Below are 16646 nucleotides of genomic sequence, written 5' to 3'. Positions count from 1 at the left end.
ATTATTTTAGCCTTACAATTATGAGAGAAGTTTATTTCATTAAACAAAATAAAGAAAAATGGTTGGGAATTGAGCAGGTTGTTCAAGGGAAAATTAAAAAAAATCCTGATGACCTGTCTTCGCTGTATATCAACCTTGTCAATGATCTTTCCTTTGCTCAAACTTATTATCCTAAAAGCAATACGACGGTTTATCTTAATCATCTTTCGTCTCAGATTTTCCAGAAAATTTATAAAACTAAAAGGGTTGAAGAAAACAGGCTGATTTATTTCTTTAAAACCGAAGTTCCTTTGATTGTTTATGAAAACAGAAGATATTTAGTTTATTCGTTTTTGTTCTTTATATTTTTTATGCTGATTGGTGTACTTTCAGCGATTTATGATAATGAATTTGCCAATCTCATTCTAAGTAGAGGTTATGTAAATATGACCATTGAAAATATCAAAAATGGAAATGCGGTTGGTGTTTATCAGGATGGCTCAACTTGGGGAAGTACAATTGGGATTACCTTCAACAATATCATTGTTGGCGCAAAACTTTATATTTACGGAATCACTTGCGGAATCGGAACGTTATATCTTTTGATGCATAACTCGATTATGGTGGGAACTTTTCAGTATTTTTTCTATCAACACGGAGCTTTGGGAGATAGCGCAAGAGGAATTTGGCTTCACGGTGCATTTGAAATTTTCAGTATGGTAGTGGAAGGAATGTGCGGTTTGATTTTGGGAACCTCTATTCTTTTTCCTAAAACGCTTTCAAGATTTAATTCTTTTAAAAATGGATTTAAAAATTCATTCAAAATATTTTTAAGCACAATTCCCTTTACAATCTGTGCCGGAATTCTTGAAGGTTATGTTACGAGACACGCTTTAGAAATGCCTTTAATATTAAATCTTGTCATTATTTTTGGCTGTTTGGGAATCATCGGCTTTTATTATTTTGTGTACCCAAGAATTGTTAACCGAAGAATAAAAAATCTTATCAATGATGCAATTTTATAAAAAAAGAGATTTCGGAGCTTTTATCACAGATAGTTTTACATTTTTCAAACTTTACGGTAAAAATTATTTCAAAAATTATATTCTGCTGAATGGTCTTTTGCTGATTCTCATGGTGACGATTTTTATTTTCGGCTACAGGGAATTATTTATGCAGATTTTCGGTTCAAATATGAGCGGAGAAAGTTATTATTTCGAGTCTTATTTTGAAGACAACATCGGAATGTTTATTGTAATCGGAGTAATCACATTTTTGCTTTTCATGACAATGATGATTGTCAATTATCTTTTCCCTATTTTTTATTTGAAAAGATTAGCTCAGGGTGAAACCAAAATAAAAACCGACGATATTTTTGGTGATTTTAAGAAAAATGCAGGAAGAATCGGTAAACTTTTGTTGGGGTTGATTTTTATAGTGACCCCAATATCAATTATCATTATCGGAATTTCTTACGCATTAATGCTTGTTATTATTGGCTTTTTTCTTTTGCTGCTAATATTTCCGGTCGTGATCAATGTGATTAATTTTCTGATGTTTGATTATTTTAACAGCAATAGAGGTTTTTTTGAAAGTTTAAGCTATTCCATTCGTTCACAATTTTCTTATGCAAATAACAGAGAAGGTTCACCTTTCTGGAAATATTGGGGTGCAACTATAGTTATACTTATTATTTTGTATGTCATCACAACTGTTTTTACGATGATCCCGATGATATTTTTCATGCTGAAAATTACCACAATGGCACCCGATGGAAATTTTGAACAAAATCCTTTTGCCGGAAGTTTCGGTATAATAATTTTTGTAATGTATGGTGTTTCAACGTTGATTTCATTTTTCCTTTCGAATATATTGTACGTCAATTCAGGATTAATGTATTACGACAGCAGAAGAGATTTTCACCAAAAAGTTGAGTTGGAAGAAATTGAAACAATCGGTATCAATGAATAAATTGTTATTTTTTTTACTGATTTTTCTACATCTTGGGTTTGTAAAAGCTCAGGAATATGATGATGAATATTCTGATGATTATACAGAAGTTGTGACTACAGATACTGTTTTTACTAGTCATTACAAAAATATGTATATTGCAGATTCAATTTTAAAAGCCAATCCGCAGACTGAAAATACAGTTTTTCCAAAGAAATTTAAAGAAAATCTACCTTCTAGATATAAAGGAAACGAATTCGATTATACCACTTCAAAGCCTAGAGAGTCATTTTTTGAAAAACTTCAGCGAAAATTGATTCAATTAATCCGAAGTATTTTTGGTGATACAAGCTTAGAAACTTCTTCACAAATTACAGGAATAATCATTCGACTTTTTGCGATTATTGTGGTAGGCTTTTTACTGTATTTTATCGTTAAATTTTTAATTAAAAATAATGGAAGTCTATTTTTTGGAAAGAAAAATAAAAAAATAGAAATCAACGACGAAGAGCTTCACGAAAACATCCACGAAATCAATTTTCCACAAAGTATCGCTAAATTTGAAAATGACGGAGATTATCGCTCTGCCGTTCGTTATCAGTTTTTATTTATCCTTAAAAAATTAAGTGATAAAAAGCTCATCCTTTGGAATCCCGAAAAAACAAATAAAGAATACGTTTCAGAATTAAAAGTGAACCATTTAAAAAACGATTTTTACAATCTTTCTTATATTTTCGATTACGTTTGGTACGGTGAATTCAGTATCGATGAGCAGAGTTACAATAAATTTAAAAATCAATTTCAAGGATTTAAGCCTTAAATAAAACTTCTTATAATGAATAAAACTTTCAAAATATATGCTGTTATCTTCATCATTATCATGGTGATTTTGGCATTGCTTGAAGTGAGTAAAAAGGAGGTTACAGACTGGCGAAAAAACTTTGATGTGAATGAAAAATCGCCTTTCGGTTTGTTTGTCTTTAATAAAGAAATAAAAGATTTATTTAAAAATAATTTTACCAAAATAGATGTTACTCCGTACGATTATTACTCGGAAAAAAACAAGAAACCCCACAATATTCTTGTTGTAGAAAGCGAAGTCGATCAGGAATCCTGGAACAAAATTTTGGATGAGGTTTCAAAAGGTTCTGATGCGATGATTATTGCAACCCGAATTCCGAAAAATATTTCAGATTCGATTGGTTTTTACAATTCAAAAATATCTTTTGAAGAACAGAATGTTTTGAAACTAACTGACAAAAAATATCAAAATGATTTTATTGAATTAGATAAATTTCCGTCTGGAAGAGGTTTTTCTTACATTAAACCCAACGTTCAGGTTTTAGGAAAAACAGTTGAAAAGAATAATGAAGATCAGGCAAATTTCATCAAAGCAACTTTTGGAAAAGGAAATATTTATGTGCATTGCGAACCGCTTTTTCTTACCAATTATTATCTGCTGAAATCAGGAAATGTAAAATATGCTCAAAGTATCTTTTCCTATTTGGGAGATAAAGAAACAATATGGTTTGTAGAGAGTAATACCAAAGAATCGAGTTCATTATTAAGATTTATTCTTGCAAATCCTGCTTTGAAATATGCTTGGTGGGTATTTTTAGGTGGAATTGTTTTATTTATTTTCTTTAATGTAAAACGAAAACAAAGAATTGTTCCGATCATTGAACCTTTAAAAAATACATCTGCCGATTTTGTGAAAAGTATTGGAAATCTTTATCTACAAGAAGGAGATTTCCACGATATGATGGCAAAGAAAGCTCAGTATTTCTTAAATAAAGTAAGGCTTGATCTTTTAATTGATACTCAAAATTTGGATGAAGAGTTTTCAAAAAAGCTTCAACTAAAAACTGGAAAATCGGCTGAATTGGTGAATGAAGCAATTTCGCTGATTAAAAAAGCACAAGATCCTTATGCAGGTGTAATGAAAGAAGATTTGGGAAGAATGAATAAGCTTTTAGATGGGATATTGAAATAAAGAAGTAGGCAAAAAAGGCTCCGTAGGAGTCTGACCTTTGTAGAAAAAAGTGTACAATGAATTTGAGCTCCGTAGGAGCAAAACTATTTTTCAAAAATAAAAACAAATTAGTATGGAAAATAACATAGAACAGAATTTAGAAAGCCAAAATTCTATCAATTTAAATAAAGAGCAAAAAGATCAGGGTCAATTTGAATCAAGAATTGATATGATTGATCTCCGGGAAAATTTGAATAAAGTAAAAACGGAAATTGCAAAAGTCATTGTCGGACAAGAAAATATGGTTGAACATCTTTTGGCGGCTTTGCTTTCTAACGGTCATGTTTTGATTGAAGGAGTTCCCGGAGTTGCGAAAACAATTACGGCTAAGTTATTGGCAAAAACAATCGATGTAGATTTCAGCAGAATACAGTTTACACCGGATTTAATGCCTTCAGATATTTTGGGAACATCGGTTTTCAGTATGAAAAATTCGGAATTTGAGTTTAAAAAAGGTCCGATTTTCTCAAGTTTTATTCTGATTGATGAGATCAACCGTTCTCCGGCAAAAACGCAGGCTGCTTTGTTTGAGGTGATGGAAGAAAAACAGATTACGATTGACGGCACCCGTTATGAAATGGATGAACCTTTTTTGGTAATTGCTACTCAAAACCCAATTGAACACGAAGGAACATATAGACTTCCGGAAGCTCAGCTTGATCGATTTTTATTTAAAATAAATGTTGGTTATCCTACGCTTGAGCAGGAAGTTTCAATCATTAAAAATCAGCATAATAACAGATTGGTTGATAAGACTGAAGCAATAAATAAAGTAATTACAGCACAGCAACTTAATGATTATCAAAAATTAGTAAAGGAAATTATTGTTGAATCTCAGTTGATTGAATATATTGCTAAAATCATCATCAATACAAGAGAAAACCAATTCTTATATTTAGGAGCTTCACCAAGAGCGAGTTTGGCATTATTGACGGCTTCAAAAGCTTTCGCAGCATTGAGAGGTAGAGATTTTGTAACTCCGGAAGACATTAAAGAAGCAAGTTATGCAGTTTTGAGACACAGAGTAATCGTTTCGCCTGAAAGAGAAATGGAAGGTTTAACTGCAGATGAAATTATCAGACAGATTTTGGAAGGAATAGAGATTCCGAGATAGAAATTGGTTGTTGGTTAGAAGTTGTCGGTTGACGGTTTTTAGCTTACTGCCTATTGCTTACAGCATATACCAATGAAGAACTTATACATCAATACACGCTTTTTTTTCGCACTCATCGGTGTGGGAATGCTTTATGTTTTGGCATTTTTCTTTCCATTTTTTATGATTTTGGGGCATGGGTTTTTATTGTTGATTTTTCTTACAGCATTTGTTGATTATTTGCTTATTTTCAGACAGAAAGATGCCATTTTAGCGCAGAGAATTTTACCTGAAAAACTATCAAATGGCGATGAAAATGCAGTAAAAATTGATATTAAAAACAATTACAGTTTTAAAATTAATGTAAAAGTTATTGATGAAATTCCTTTTCAATTTCAGAAGAGAGATTTTTTAATTAAAAAGCAGATTCAGTCGGGGAAAAATACACTTTTTCAATATTTTTTAGAACCTAAAGAACGTGGCGAATATCATTTTGGAGCGTTAAATATTTATGCTTCTTCGCCGATTGGTTTTGTTTCAAAGCGATTTATTTTTCAGAAAGATACTTCTCTAGCTTCATATCCGTCATTTATTCATTTGAGAAAGTATGAATTGATGGCGCTTCAGAACGAATTTCTTTTAGGTGGAATCAAGAAAATCAGAAAATTGGGACACACGATGGAATTTGAACAAATCAAAGAATATGTTCCCGGAGATGATGTTCGAACGATCAATTGGAAAGCAACTTCAAAAACGAATCGCTTGATGGTGAATCAGTTTCAGGATGAAAAATCGCAACGAATTTTTATGCTGATTGATAAGGGAAGAACAATGAAAATGCCTTTTAATGGGTTGAGCCTTCTTGATTATTCCATCAATGCGACGATGGCTTTGTCTCATATTATTTTAAAAAAAGGAGATCGCGCCGGAATGATGACTTTTTCGAAAAAGGCAGAAAATAAAGTTGCTGCCGAAAATAAATCCGGACAGTTAAGAAAGATTTCTGAAGCTTTATATAATATTAAAACCGATTTTTTTGAAAGTGATTTTAACAGATTGTATCAGGATGTGAAATATTCTATCAATCAGCGAAGTCTGGTTTTGCTTTTCACTAATTTTGAAACGTTGGATGGATTAAATCGTCAAATGAAATATCTTCGAGGGATTGCCAAAAATCACTTGTTGGTTGTTGTTTTCTTTAAAAATACTGAAATTCAGAATCTTATTCATACCAATCCTGAAAGTACGCAGGAAATTTATGACGAAATCATCGCAGAGAAATTTGAGTTTGAAAAGAAACTGATTATTCAGGAATTAAGAAAATATGGGATTTATTCAGTGTATACATTGCCTGAAAATTTAAATGTAGATGTTATTAATAAATATCTTGAAATAAAAGCAAGAGGAATTCTGTAGCAATTTTTTTAGTTTTAAGTACGGGATTCTCTTGACAAGATATTATGAAAAAAATTAATCTCACTATAATTACTGAAAATCAAAATAGCAAAATTAAAGCTGAAAAACTTAGCCATCAACTTCAAAATTGCGATGAAAATTTTAATCTTATTTCTATTGAGAAATATTTTAAAAATGAAAACTCATTTCAACTTGAATTTGAAATTTCACTCGGTTCAAAAAAAAATAATTTTATTAACGAAATTTTATCGTACGCCAATAAAATTGCAATGCCATGGTTAATAGATTATAATGAAAGCAATAAGAATGTTTAACTTATTTTTAATAAAGATGAGTTTTCAAGATTCAGAAAAAATGAATTTAATGTAATAAGTTGGATGCATATTCAAGGTGAGTAAGTGAGTTTATGCAGATTATTATACTGAAAAAATTAAATAAGATGAAAAAAATAATTATTGTTGCGGCAATTTCATTATTTGCCGTGAGTTGCGAAAATAATAAACGAGAAAAAGTTCAGCGAGAAGGCGAACCAGATGTTATATTTGTGGAAAATCAGGATAATGAGATGAATGAGGCTATTGAAAATGCTAAAAAAACTTTCAAAACAGATTTTCATCGAGCACTTTTAAGCAAAAATCCGAACTTTTCTAATTTCGTTGTAAAACAGAGATTCGATACTCCGGATGGAGGAGGGGAACATATGTGGATTGGTGATATTGTTTTTGATAACGGAAAATATCGCGGTATTGTACAAAATGAACCAATGCAACCACTTGATGTAAAACTTGGAGATGAAGTTGTTGTAAACATTAAAAATCTTTCAGATTGGATGTATTATGATAAAAACATTGTGAAAGGAGCTTATACCGTAAAAGTTTTAAGAAAGACAATGACCGATGAAGAAAAGAAACAAATGGATTCTCAAGGCTTGATTTATGAATAAATTTAGAAATAATTAAAAATGAAAATTACTTTAAACAGACTAAACGACGATTTTTTATTTGAATGTACCAATTCGCAGGGAAATTCGATTTTATTGGATAATACTTCTCAACCAGGAGCAAAAGGTGTTTCTCCGATGGAAAGCGTTTTGATGGCAGTTGCTGGTTGTAGCGGAATAGATATTGTGTCAATTTTAAAAAAGCAAAGACAGGAAATTACCGATTTTAAAGCTGAAGTTGAAGGCGAAAGAATTCAAGTTGATGATGCAAAACCATTCAAATCAATCACGGTAAAATTTTTACTGGAAGGAAATATCGATCCTAAAAAAGCTTTAAAAGCATCAGAATTATCTTTTGAAAAATACTGTTCAGTTTCTAAAACTTTAGAACCAAATGTAGAAATTGGTTACGAAGTTTTTGTAAACGGAGAGAAAGTTGAGGGATAGAGCAATAGAGTGGGAGATGAATAGAGTTTGAGAATTTTAGAAAATAAAAATTATCTACAATTTTCAAACTCTAATACGCTCAAACACTACTACTACTACTACTACTACTACTACTACTACTACTACTACACTTCAACCCAATTACGCAAGTCTCGGCTTCATCAGTTTTGCAACAGTTGCAGTCCATCCCGTTTGATGTGATGCACCAACTCCTCTTCCATTGTCTCCGTGGAAATATTCAAAGAAAGTAATGTAATCTTTGAAGTTTGGATCATAATTAAATTTATAATTTCCACCGTTGAAAGCACGTTGTCCGCTTTCATCTTTCAGGAAAATTGAGCACAATCTTCCGCTGATATTTTGGGCAACTTCATCTAAGTTTTTCTTTTCTCCACTTCCGGTTGGGAATTCTACTTTTAAGCTGTTTCCATAATAAAAATGGAAACGTTGCAGACTTTCAACAATCAGGAAATTTATTGGGAACCAAATCGGACCACGCCAGTTGCTGTTTCCACCAAACATTCGGCTGTCACTTTCTGCAGGAGTATAATATACTACATTTTTATTGCCATGAACGGTAAACACAAAAGGATTTTCTTCATAAACCTTAGACATCGCACGGATTCCGTAAGAACTCAGAAATTCTTTTTCATCAAGCATTCTGTTCAAAACTTTTGTCAGTCTTGTTTTTCGTAAAATACTCATCAAATGTTTTCTGCCACTTCCTTCTTCATCCCAATGTGAAACTAAAGAAGTTAATTCGGGTTTATTTTTTAAAACCCATTCCATTCTTTCACGGAAATTCGGCATTTTATCAAGCAAATGATGATCGATAATTTCAACAGCAAACATAGGAATTAAACCCACAATACTTCTCAATCTTAAAGAAACGCTCTCTCCATTTGCCAACTGTAAAACATCGTAGAAGAAACCGTCTTCTTCGTTCCAAAGTCCTTCTTTGCCTTCTCCCATGTTTTCCATGGCTTCTGCAATATAAAGGTAATGCTCAAAAAACTTGATTGCCATATCTTCGTAAACTTGATAATATTGAGCAAGTTCCATCGCTATTCGCATCATGTTCAAAGCATACATTGCCATCCAACTGGTTCCATCAGCTTGTTCTAGGTGTTCACCATCTTTCAACTCCATATTTCGGTCAAAGGCACCGATATTATCAAGCCCTAAAAATCCTCCACCGAAAATATTTTTACCGTTTTTATCTTTTCGGTTCACCCACCAAGTAAAATTTAGCAGTAATTTTTGGAAAACTTTTTCAAGAAATAAAAGATCTGGTTTCCCGTTAGTTTTTTCATCAATTTTAAAAACTCTGAAACAAGACCACGCATGAACAGGTGGATTTACGTCACTTAAATTCCATTCATAAGCAGGCATTTGTCCATTCGGATGCATGTACCATTCTTTGGTCAGTAATAGCAATTGGTTTTTAGCAAAATCAGCATCAATAATCGCAAACGGAACGCAATGAAACGCCAAATCCCAAGTCGCATACCAAGGATATTCCCATTTATCGGGCATTGAGATAATATCTTTATTGTGAAGATGATCCCATTCCGTATTCCGAACGTAATTGTTGAAATCTCGTGGAGCTTCATGATTAGGATCTCCTTTTAACCATTTTCCAACGTTGTAATGATAAAATTGTTTGTTCCATAAAAGTCCAGCAAAAGCCTGTCTCTGAACATTTTTTTCATCATCATTAAATATATCCTGCTGAATTTCATCATAAAAAGCATTTGCTTCATTAATTCTTGCATTAAAAATATCATTAAACTGATAAAATGCATCTTCCATATCGTAGGGGGACAATCTGAATTCGAAAACTTCAGATTTTCCTGCTTCAATAATTTCATCAATTATAAATGCTGCTTTGCTTCCTCTTTTTTCAGGATTAATAGTGTTTTTCTGATGAGTAACATAATCGTTGATTCCGTCTTTATAGTAAGCGTTTTCAACTATTGGTGTTCCGTGAAGCTTAGGATTGTTTGTTTCATTTTCACAAAAAACACGTTCTGCATTTTTATTTTTTGAGTAAAACTTTTTAATAGGAATACTGTCGTGATTGACATTGATGCATCCATCTTTTCCTGCTTCAACCTGACCTTTGTACTCATTATAGCCCCATTTCCAGTTGTTTCTGTACCAAGTTGTGGGCAAAATAACAATCGGTGCAGCTCGGTTACTTCTGTTGCAAACCGTTACTCTTACCAAGATATCATGAGCATCAGATTTACAATACTCTATAAAAATGTCAAAATATTCATCTTTATCGAAAATTCCGGTGTCGAAAAGTTCATATTCAGGTTCTTTTTTTGAACGTCTTGCATTTTCAGCAACAATATCATCATACGGAAATTCATTTATAGGGTATTTATACACCATTTTCATGTAGCTGTGAGTCGGTGTATTGTCAAGATAATAGAAAATTTCTTTAATATCCTCTCCGTGATTTCCCTGCGGATTACTCAGTCCGAAAAGCCTTTCTTTTACCCTTTTATCTTTTTTATTCCAAAATGAAAGTGCAAAACAGAAAATTTGTTTGGGGTCTGAAATTCCGGCAATACCTTCTTCACCCCATCTGTAAGTGTGACTTTCTGCAATATCATGATTAGCAAAATGCCATGCATTTCCGTTGTTGCTGTAATCTTCACGCACATTTCCCCACTGTCTGTTGCTTACATAAGGTCCCCAGTTTTTCCAGCTTTTATCTTGTAATCTTTGCTTTTCAATGTTCATTGCCAATCATTTTCATCGCTAAGTTAATTTTTTTGAGAAATAATTCCAATTTTTTTAATCTGAATAATTCTTAACAATCCAATTAAAACCTCTCTAATATTAAGTTTCATGATGTTTATTAATTTTTTTTAATTTTTAAAAAGAAAAGTTCTATCTTTGCACCATTCGTTCATTTACATATTGAAAATGTTATCAAGAAAGGTTGAGGGATAGACCCTGTGAAACCTTAGCAACCCTTTGCGCAAGCGAAGAAGGTGCTACGTTCTACCAAATAAAATTTTATTTTGGACAGATAACTTACTGAAGTTCTTTTCAGCCATTTCTTATGGCATTTTCAAATTTATTTTAATAATATAAAATTGAAAACAGAACTGCAACATATTAATTTTTTGTACACAACCGATTCCCAAAAGGAATATCATATCTCATTAAGCTATCAGCTTTTTGGGAAAGACTTGTTTTCTGCACCCATTATTTTGGTCAATCATGCTTTAACCGGAAATTCAAATGTTTCCGGAGAAAAAGGTTGGTGGAAACAACTGATTGGGGAAAACCAAGTCATTGATACCAATAAATATACAGTTCTCTGTTTCAATATTCCCGGAAACGGATATGATGATTTTTTTATTGATGAATATTCAGATTTCACACCTTCAGATATTGCGAATATATTTCTGAAAGGTTTAGAAATTTTAAATATTAAAAACTTATATGCCATTATAGGTGGCTCGCTCGGAGGCGGGATCGGTTGGGAAATGCTTGCTAAGAATTCAAATTTGGCTGAGCTATTCATTCCGATCGCCTGTGATTCCAAGACCCATGACTGGCTGCACGCTCAATGTCTGGTTCAGAAATTTTTACTGAACGGAAATGATGAGCCACTTCAAAAAGCCAGAATTCATGCGATGTTGTGCTACAGAACACCACAGTCTTTAAATGACAGATTTCAAAATAAATTCAATCAGGAAAAGCAGAAGTTAGAATCTGAAGACTGGCTTGTTTATCACGGAAATTCTTTAAACGATAGATTTAGTTTAAAAGCTTATCAGCTGATGAATCATTTACTGATGAATATTAATGCAGACGATAAAGATTTAAGTAAAATCAAAGCACGAATGCACATGATCTCTGTAGATACTGATTTATTTTTCCCAGCTTCTGAAATCCGAATGTGTTTTAATAAGCTGAAGGCTGAGAAAGACGATGTTTTCTATCACGAGATCAAATCAATTCATGGGCACGACGCCTTTTTAATGGAATATCAACAGTTAAATTATATCATAAAAAATATTTTGTAGAGATGAGTAAGATTAATGCAAACGAAATAAAATTTTTAAAAAACAGATCAATCATCAAATTTGAAGGAGCAGATTTTCTAGGCGAAATCGGGATTGACGGCAGGGTTTTTAAGGCGCTCACCTTGGCACGAATTAGTGTAGGCGTAATTTCTCAGCAGGCCGTTGAGAATGGATTGTCAATTCTTGTACACGAAGATGATTCTGAAAAAGCAGTAACCTGTCTGATTGAGGAATTTGCTCCCGAAAGAAAATCAGGAAAAGTTTCTCAGATTTACAGCATCAATAATGTTTCTGTCATTGGTTTTGTGGCAGATGATTTAAATAAAATACTTTCTGAGCTGGCGAGAAACAACGTTTTTCCATTACTTTTAAACCAAAATTCAAGCGAAAAGCGAATCAATATTGTGGTGACGTCTTCTCAGGATGAGAAAACTAAAAATATCATTGAATCGGAAATTTTTAAGAAACCAAAAACAGTTCACTTAGCAATTATTGGTCATGGAAATGTTGGAAAGACATTAATAGAGCAGGTTTTACATTCTTCAGAAGAAATTAAAAGAAGAAAAAATATTCACCTGAAAGTTGTAGCTGTTGCCAATTCGCGCAAAATTGCTTTTAACAAAAAAGGATTTGACAGCACTTGGAGTGATGAAGTTTTTACAGCGGAAAAATCTACAAGCGTAGACGAGTTAATTAATTTTTCAAAAGAAAATCAACTTGAAAACCTGATTGTTGTAGATAATACAGCAAGTGTTGACTTCGTGAAAAATTATCAGGCTTTGGCAGAAAATGGTTTTGATCTGGTTTCTTCCAACAAAATTTTCAACACGCTTCCGATTGAAGAATATCGTAAACTAAGATATACGTTGAACAAAAATAACAAACGTTATCTTTATGAAACCAATGTAGGTGCAGGTTTGCCGTTGATCGATACTATAAAACTTTTACATCTTTCCGGAGAAAATATTACGAGAATCAAAGGTGTATTTTCGGGAACGCTAAGTTATGTTTTCAATAATTTTTCTTTGAGAGATGATAAATTTTCAACCATCGTTAATGAAGCTTTAGAAAAAGGTTTTACCGAACCGGATCCAAGAGAAGATTTATCAGGAAATGACGTGGCGAGAAAACTTTTGATTTTAGCCAGAGAATTAGATTTAATCAATGAATTTAGTGATATCAACATTCAGAATTTGGTTCCTGAAGCTTTGCTTTCAGTTTCAAAACAGGAATTTCTTTCAAGATTGGAAGAACTGGATGAAGAATACGATCAAATCAAGAAAAATCAGGAACCGAATCATGTTTTAAGATACGTTGGCGATCTGCACGGAGATTTACAGAAAGAAAAAGGTGAACTGGATGTGAAATTGATTTCCGTTCCCGCAACTTCCGCTTTAGGACAATTGAAAGGTTCAGACTCAATTTTCGAAATCTACACAGAAAGTTACGGTGAAAATCCAATCGTCATCATGGGAGCTGGCGCCGGCGCAAAAGTAACTGCCCGCGGTGTTTTTGGAGATATTTTAAGATTAAGTGAAACAAAATAGATAAATGTACCAATATAACGATGTACCAATGTACCAATCGTAAAATGCTGTAAACATTGGTAAACTGTTAAACTGGTACATTGTTACATTAGATTAAATTTATGGAAAACGAAAATTTCGAAACCCTCGCGATAAGAACCCAAACCGAAAGAACTCAGTTTGACGAGCATTCTACGCCTTTATATCTTACTTCAAGCTTTGTTTTTGAAGATGCGGAAGATATGAGAGCAAGTTTTGCTGAGGAGAAATCCAAGAATCTGTACAGCCGGTTTTCAAATCCAAATGTGACAGAGTTTACAGATAAGATCGTCAAAATGGAAGGTGCTGAATCAGGGTATGCATTCGCCACCGGAATGGCCGCAATTTACTCTACCTTTGCAACATTGCTGAATGCTGGAGATCACATTGTGAGCTGTCAGTCGGTTTTCGGATCTACGCACACGTTGTTCACAAAATATTTCCCGAAATGGAATATCGAAACCTCCTATTTCAAAGCCGAAGATTCTGAAAACGTAGAGCAGTACATCAAACCCAACACAAAAATTCTATATCTGGAAACGCCGACCAATCCGGCCATAGAAATTTTAGACTTGGAATATTTTGGTCAGATTGCCAAAAAACACAATCTCATTTTCATTGTAGACAATTGTTTTGCGACGCCTTACCTTCAGCAGCCAATAAAATACGGAGCTGATCTGGTGGTTCATTCAGCCACAAAACTGATTGACGGTCAGGGTCGTGTTTTGGGCGGAGTAGCCGTTGGAAGAGAAGATTTAATCAGAGAAATTTATCTTTTTGCACGAAATACGGGTCCTGCAATGTCGCCTTTCAATGCTTGGGTTCTTTCAAAAAGCTTAGAAACCTTGGCGATTCGTGTAGAAAGACACTGCGAAAATGCCTTGAAAGTAGCAGAGTTTTTAGAAAATCATCCAAATGTGGAATTGGTAAAATACCCGTTTTTAAAATCGCATCCGAGCTATGAAATTGCCAAAAAACAGATGAAGTTGGGCGGAAACGTCGTTGCTTTTGAAATCAAAGGTGGCATTGACGGCGGAAGAAACTTTTTAGATAAAATAAAAATGTGCTCACTGTCTGCAAACTTGGGCGACACTAGAACCATTGTCACTCATCCGGCATCTACAACCCATTCCAAACTTTCTGACGAAGAGAGAAATGAAGTTGGAATAACTGCGGGATTGGTCCGTTGCTCGGTAGGTCTGGAAAATGTGGATGATATTATTGCCGATTTGAAGCAGGCATTGGGATAGTTTATGGTTTAGGTTTTCCGTGAAAGGACAAAATCAACGTGAAGCCAAAGGAACAAATGAAATAACGGGATGTAGCCCTGAAAGGACGAGATAACATCTTGTTATTTAGAAAATTTTAAGAAGAATGTTAGTTGCAAGCCCTGAAAGGGCAAAATCAATAGCCTGCGGTGCAGCCGCAGGAAAATGGTCAGGTTTTATGTAGCCCTGAAAGGGCGGAATCAATTTTTTTAAGTAAAATATTATGCCACAATCTTTAAGTAAAATGTATGTTCATATCGTTTTCAGTACAAAAAACAGAGAACCGGTTATTTCTAGAGAAATTGAAGAAGAATTGTTTAGCTATTTAGGAGGCATCTGCAAAAGTTTGGAATGTAATCCTCTACAAGTTGGTGGGTATCGCGATCATGTTCATATTTTGTGCCTGCTTTCGAAAAAGGTAACGTTAGTCAAATTATTAGAGGATGTAAAATCTTCATCATCAAAATGGATTAAAACAAAAGACGAAAAATTTTCAAATTTCTATTGGCAGAGTGGTTACGGAGCATTTTTAGTAAATCCTACAGAGATTGAAGTGGCCAAAAACTATATTCAGAATCAGGAAGAACATCATAAAACAAAAAGTTATCAGGATGAATTCAGGGTGTTCTTAAAAAAGTATAACATTGATTATAATGAAGATTATGTGTGGGATTGATGTCGCCCTTTCAGGGCTTAATGAACCCGCAGATGTAAATCATTGGGCTTCACCCAATGCTAATGACAGAGCCCTTTCAGGGCTAAACGGTATCAAAAAATACTAATTAATTTTACTACTAATGAAAAGCCACCGGAGCTAAAAAATAAATAAAAATGAAAAATTCAGAACAACTATACAAAGCCCTTTCCGAGAGAATCCTTATTCTCGACGGAGCGATGGGAACCATGCTTCAGCGGTATAAATTTGAAGAAGAAGACTACCGTGGTGAGCGTTTCAAAGACTGGGAACATCCTGTAAAAGGAAATAACGACCTGCTTTCTTTAACTCAACCTCACGCGATTGAGGAAGTTCACAGAAAGTATCTGGAAGCCGGTGCGGACATTCTGGAAACCAATACCTTTTCCGGAACGACCATCGCAATGGCAGATTACCACATGGAAGATTTGGTGTACGAACTTAACTATGAGTCAGCTAAAATAGCAAGAAAAGTTTGTGATGAGTTTACTGCTCAAAATCCTGATAAACCAAGATTTGTTGCAGGCTCCATCGGACCGACCAACAGAACGGCAAGTTTAAGTCCGGATGTGAATGATCCGGGCTACCGCGCAATTACTTTTGAAGACTTGAGACTGGCTTACAAGCAACAGTCGGAGGCTTTGCTGGACGGCGGTTCAGACATTCTTCTGGTAGAAACTATTTTCGATACACTGAATGCAAAAGCGGCGTTGTTCGCCATTGACGAAATTCAGGAAGAAAGAGGAATTGAAATTCCAATTATGGTTTCAGGAACGATTACCGATGCATCAGGAAGAACATTGAGCGGACAGACAGCTGAAGCATTTTTAATTTCAGTTTCGCATTTAAATTTACTGAGTGTCGGGTTCAACTGTGCCTTGGGAGCCAATCAGCTGACGCCTTATCTGGAAACACTGGCGCACAATTCAGAATTCCACGTTTCGGCTTATCCCAATGCGGGTCTTCCGAATGCGTTCGGTCAGTACGATGAATCGCCGGATCAGATGGCTGCTCAGATCAGAGAATATGTGGAAAAAGGATTGATCAATATCATCGGCGGATGCTGTGGTACAACGCCTGAACACATCAAAGCTATTGCCGAACTTGTAGATAAATACGAACCGAGAAAAGTAAAGGATTTTGTATGATTTTTGATTGTTGAAAATTTAGAACGAGTGTGAAAACTTTTTTTAAATCAAATCAACAATCT

The 16646-nt window shown here is 34.0% G+C and carries 16 protein-coding genes and 1 riboswitch; of the genes, 15 read left to right on the top strand and 1 reads right to left on the bottom strand.

The genetic code is table 11. The features are described from left to right. Positions 1–20: 20 nt before the first annotated feature. From OF897_RS14620 to OF897_RS14580, 9 genes are all read left to right on the top strand, one after another. Positions 21–1004 carry a stage II sporulation protein M gene (locus tag OF897_RS14620; protein ID WP_267266431.1) on the top strand — a complete coding sequence of 328 codons (984 nt, stop codon included), beginning with the start codon at positions 21–23 and terminating at the stop codon, positions 1002–1004. Further along, positions 988–1950, top strand: coding sequence for a DUF4013 domain-containing protein (locus OF897_RS14615; protein ID WP_267266430.1), 963 nt, complete (start codon positions 988–990; stop codon positions 1948–1950). Before OF897_RS14620 ends, OF897_RS14615 begins: the two co-directional genes overlap by 17 nt. Next, positions 1943–2749 (top strand): DUF4129 domain-containing protein, encoded by an 807-nt coding sequence (locus tag OF897_RS14610; protein WP_267266429.1) that lies wholly within the window; start codon positions 1943–1945, stop codon positions 2747–2749. Before OF897_RS14615 ends, OF897_RS14610 begins: the two co-directional genes overlap by 8 nt. 15 nt (positions 2750–2764) lie before the next feature. After that, the gene (locus OF897_RS14605) at positions 2765–3922 is read left to right on the top strand and encodes a DUF4350 domain-containing protein (RefSeq protein ID WP_267266428.1); all 1158 of its coding nucleotides are present in this window, start codon (positions 2765–2767) and stop codon (positions 3920–3922) included. Positions 3923–4130: 208 nt separating this feature from the next. After that, positions 4131–5075, top strand: a complete 945-nt coding sequence (locus OF897_RS14600; RefSeq protein ID WP_267266561.1) for an AAA family ATPase — start codon at positions 4131–4133, stop codon at positions 5073–5075. A 72-nt stretch (positions 5076–5147) separates the two neighbouring features. Further along, positions 5148–6470: a DUF58 domain-containing protein gene (locus tag OF897_RS14595; RefSeq protein WP_267266427.1), complete on the top strand. Its 1323-nt coding sequence runs from the start codon at positions 5148–5150 to the stop codon at positions 6468–6470. A 44-nt stretch (positions 6471–6514) separates the two neighbouring features. Continuing rightward, entirely contained in the window at positions 6515–6784 is a 270-nt protein-coding gene (locus tag OF897_RS14590; RefSeq protein ID WP_267266426.1) for an FHA domain-containing protein, read from the top strand. Between the two features lie 125 nt (positions 6785–6909). Beyond that, entirely contained in the window at positions 6910–7413 is a 504-nt protein-coding gene (locus OF897_RS14585; RefSeq protein ID WP_267266425.1) for a YegJ family protein, read from the top strand. Between the two features lie 18 nt (positions 7414–7431). Next, positions 7432–7857, top strand: coding sequence for an OsmC family protein (locus OF897_RS14580; RefSeq protein WP_267266424.1), 426 nt, complete (start codon positions 7432–7434; stop codon positions 7855–7857). Between the two features lie 141 nt (positions 7858–7998). Here OF897_RS14580 and OF897_RS14575 read toward each other — a convergent pair whose 3' ends face one another. Then, a complete protein-coding gene (locus OF897_RS14575) occupies positions 7999–10611 on the bottom strand; it encodes an MGH1-like glycoside hydrolase domain-containing protein (RefSeq protein WP_267266423.1) in 2613 nt (870 codons plus the stop codon). Between the two features lie 186 nt (positions 10612–10797). Next, positions 10798–10910: riboswitch (SAM riboswitch) on the top strand. 60 nt (positions 10911–10970) lie between these two features. On the opposite strand from OF897_RS14575, the gene OF897_RS14570 reads away from it, so the two are divergent. The 6 genes from OF897_RS14570 to OF897_RS14545 all read left to right on the top strand — a co-directional run bounded on the left by OF897_RS14570 (position 10971) and on the right by OF897_RS14545 (position 16584). Next, entirely contained in the window at positions 10971–11909 is a 939-nt protein-coding gene (locus tag OF897_RS14570) for an alpha/beta fold hydrolase (RefSeq protein ID WP_267266422.1), read from the top strand. 2 nt (positions 11910–11911) lie between these two features. Further along, on the top strand, positions 11912–13456 hold the full coding sequence (locus tag OF897_RS14565; RefSeq protein ID WP_267266421.1) for an ACT domain-containing protein: 1545 nt from the start codon (positions 11912–11914) through the stop codon (positions 13454–13456). 101 nt (positions 13457–13557) lie between these two features. Then, a complete protein-coding gene (locus OF897_RS14560; protein WP_267266420.1) occupies positions 13558–14724 on the top strand; it encodes an O-succinylhomoserine sulfhydrylase in 1167 nt (388 codons plus the stop codon). Between the two features lie 241 nt (positions 14725–14965). Further along, on the top strand, positions 14966–15418 hold the full coding sequence (tnpA, locus tag OF897_RS14555; protein WP_267266419.1) for an IS200/IS605 family transposase: 453 nt from the start codon (positions 14966–14968) through the stop codon (positions 15416–15418). Then, positions 15396–15524: a hypothetical protein gene (locus tag OF897_RS14550; RefSeq protein WP_267266418.1), complete on the top strand. Its 129-nt coding sequence runs from the start codon at positions 15396–15398 to the stop codon at positions 15522–15524. The genes tnpA and OF897_RS14550 overlap by 23 nt, the downstream gene beginning before the upstream one ends. A 49-nt stretch (positions 15525–15573) precedes the next feature. After that, positions 15574–16584 carry a homocysteine S-methyltransferase family protein gene (locus tag OF897_RS14545; RefSeq protein WP_267266417.1) on the top strand — a complete coding sequence of 337 codons (1011 nt, stop codon included), beginning with the start codon at positions 15574–15576 and terminating at the stop codon, positions 16582–16584. Positions 16585–16646: the final 62 nt, after the last annotated feature.

The sequence above is a fragment of the Chryseobacterium formosum genome (assembly GCF_026460885.1).
GTDB classification, from domain to species: domain Bacteria; phylum Bacteroidota; class Bacteroidia; order Flavobacteriales; family Weeksellaceae; genus Chryseobacterium; species Chryseobacterium formosus.
Note: the sequence above shows the minus strand (reverse complement) of the source record. Positions and strands in the feature narration are given on the sequence as shown.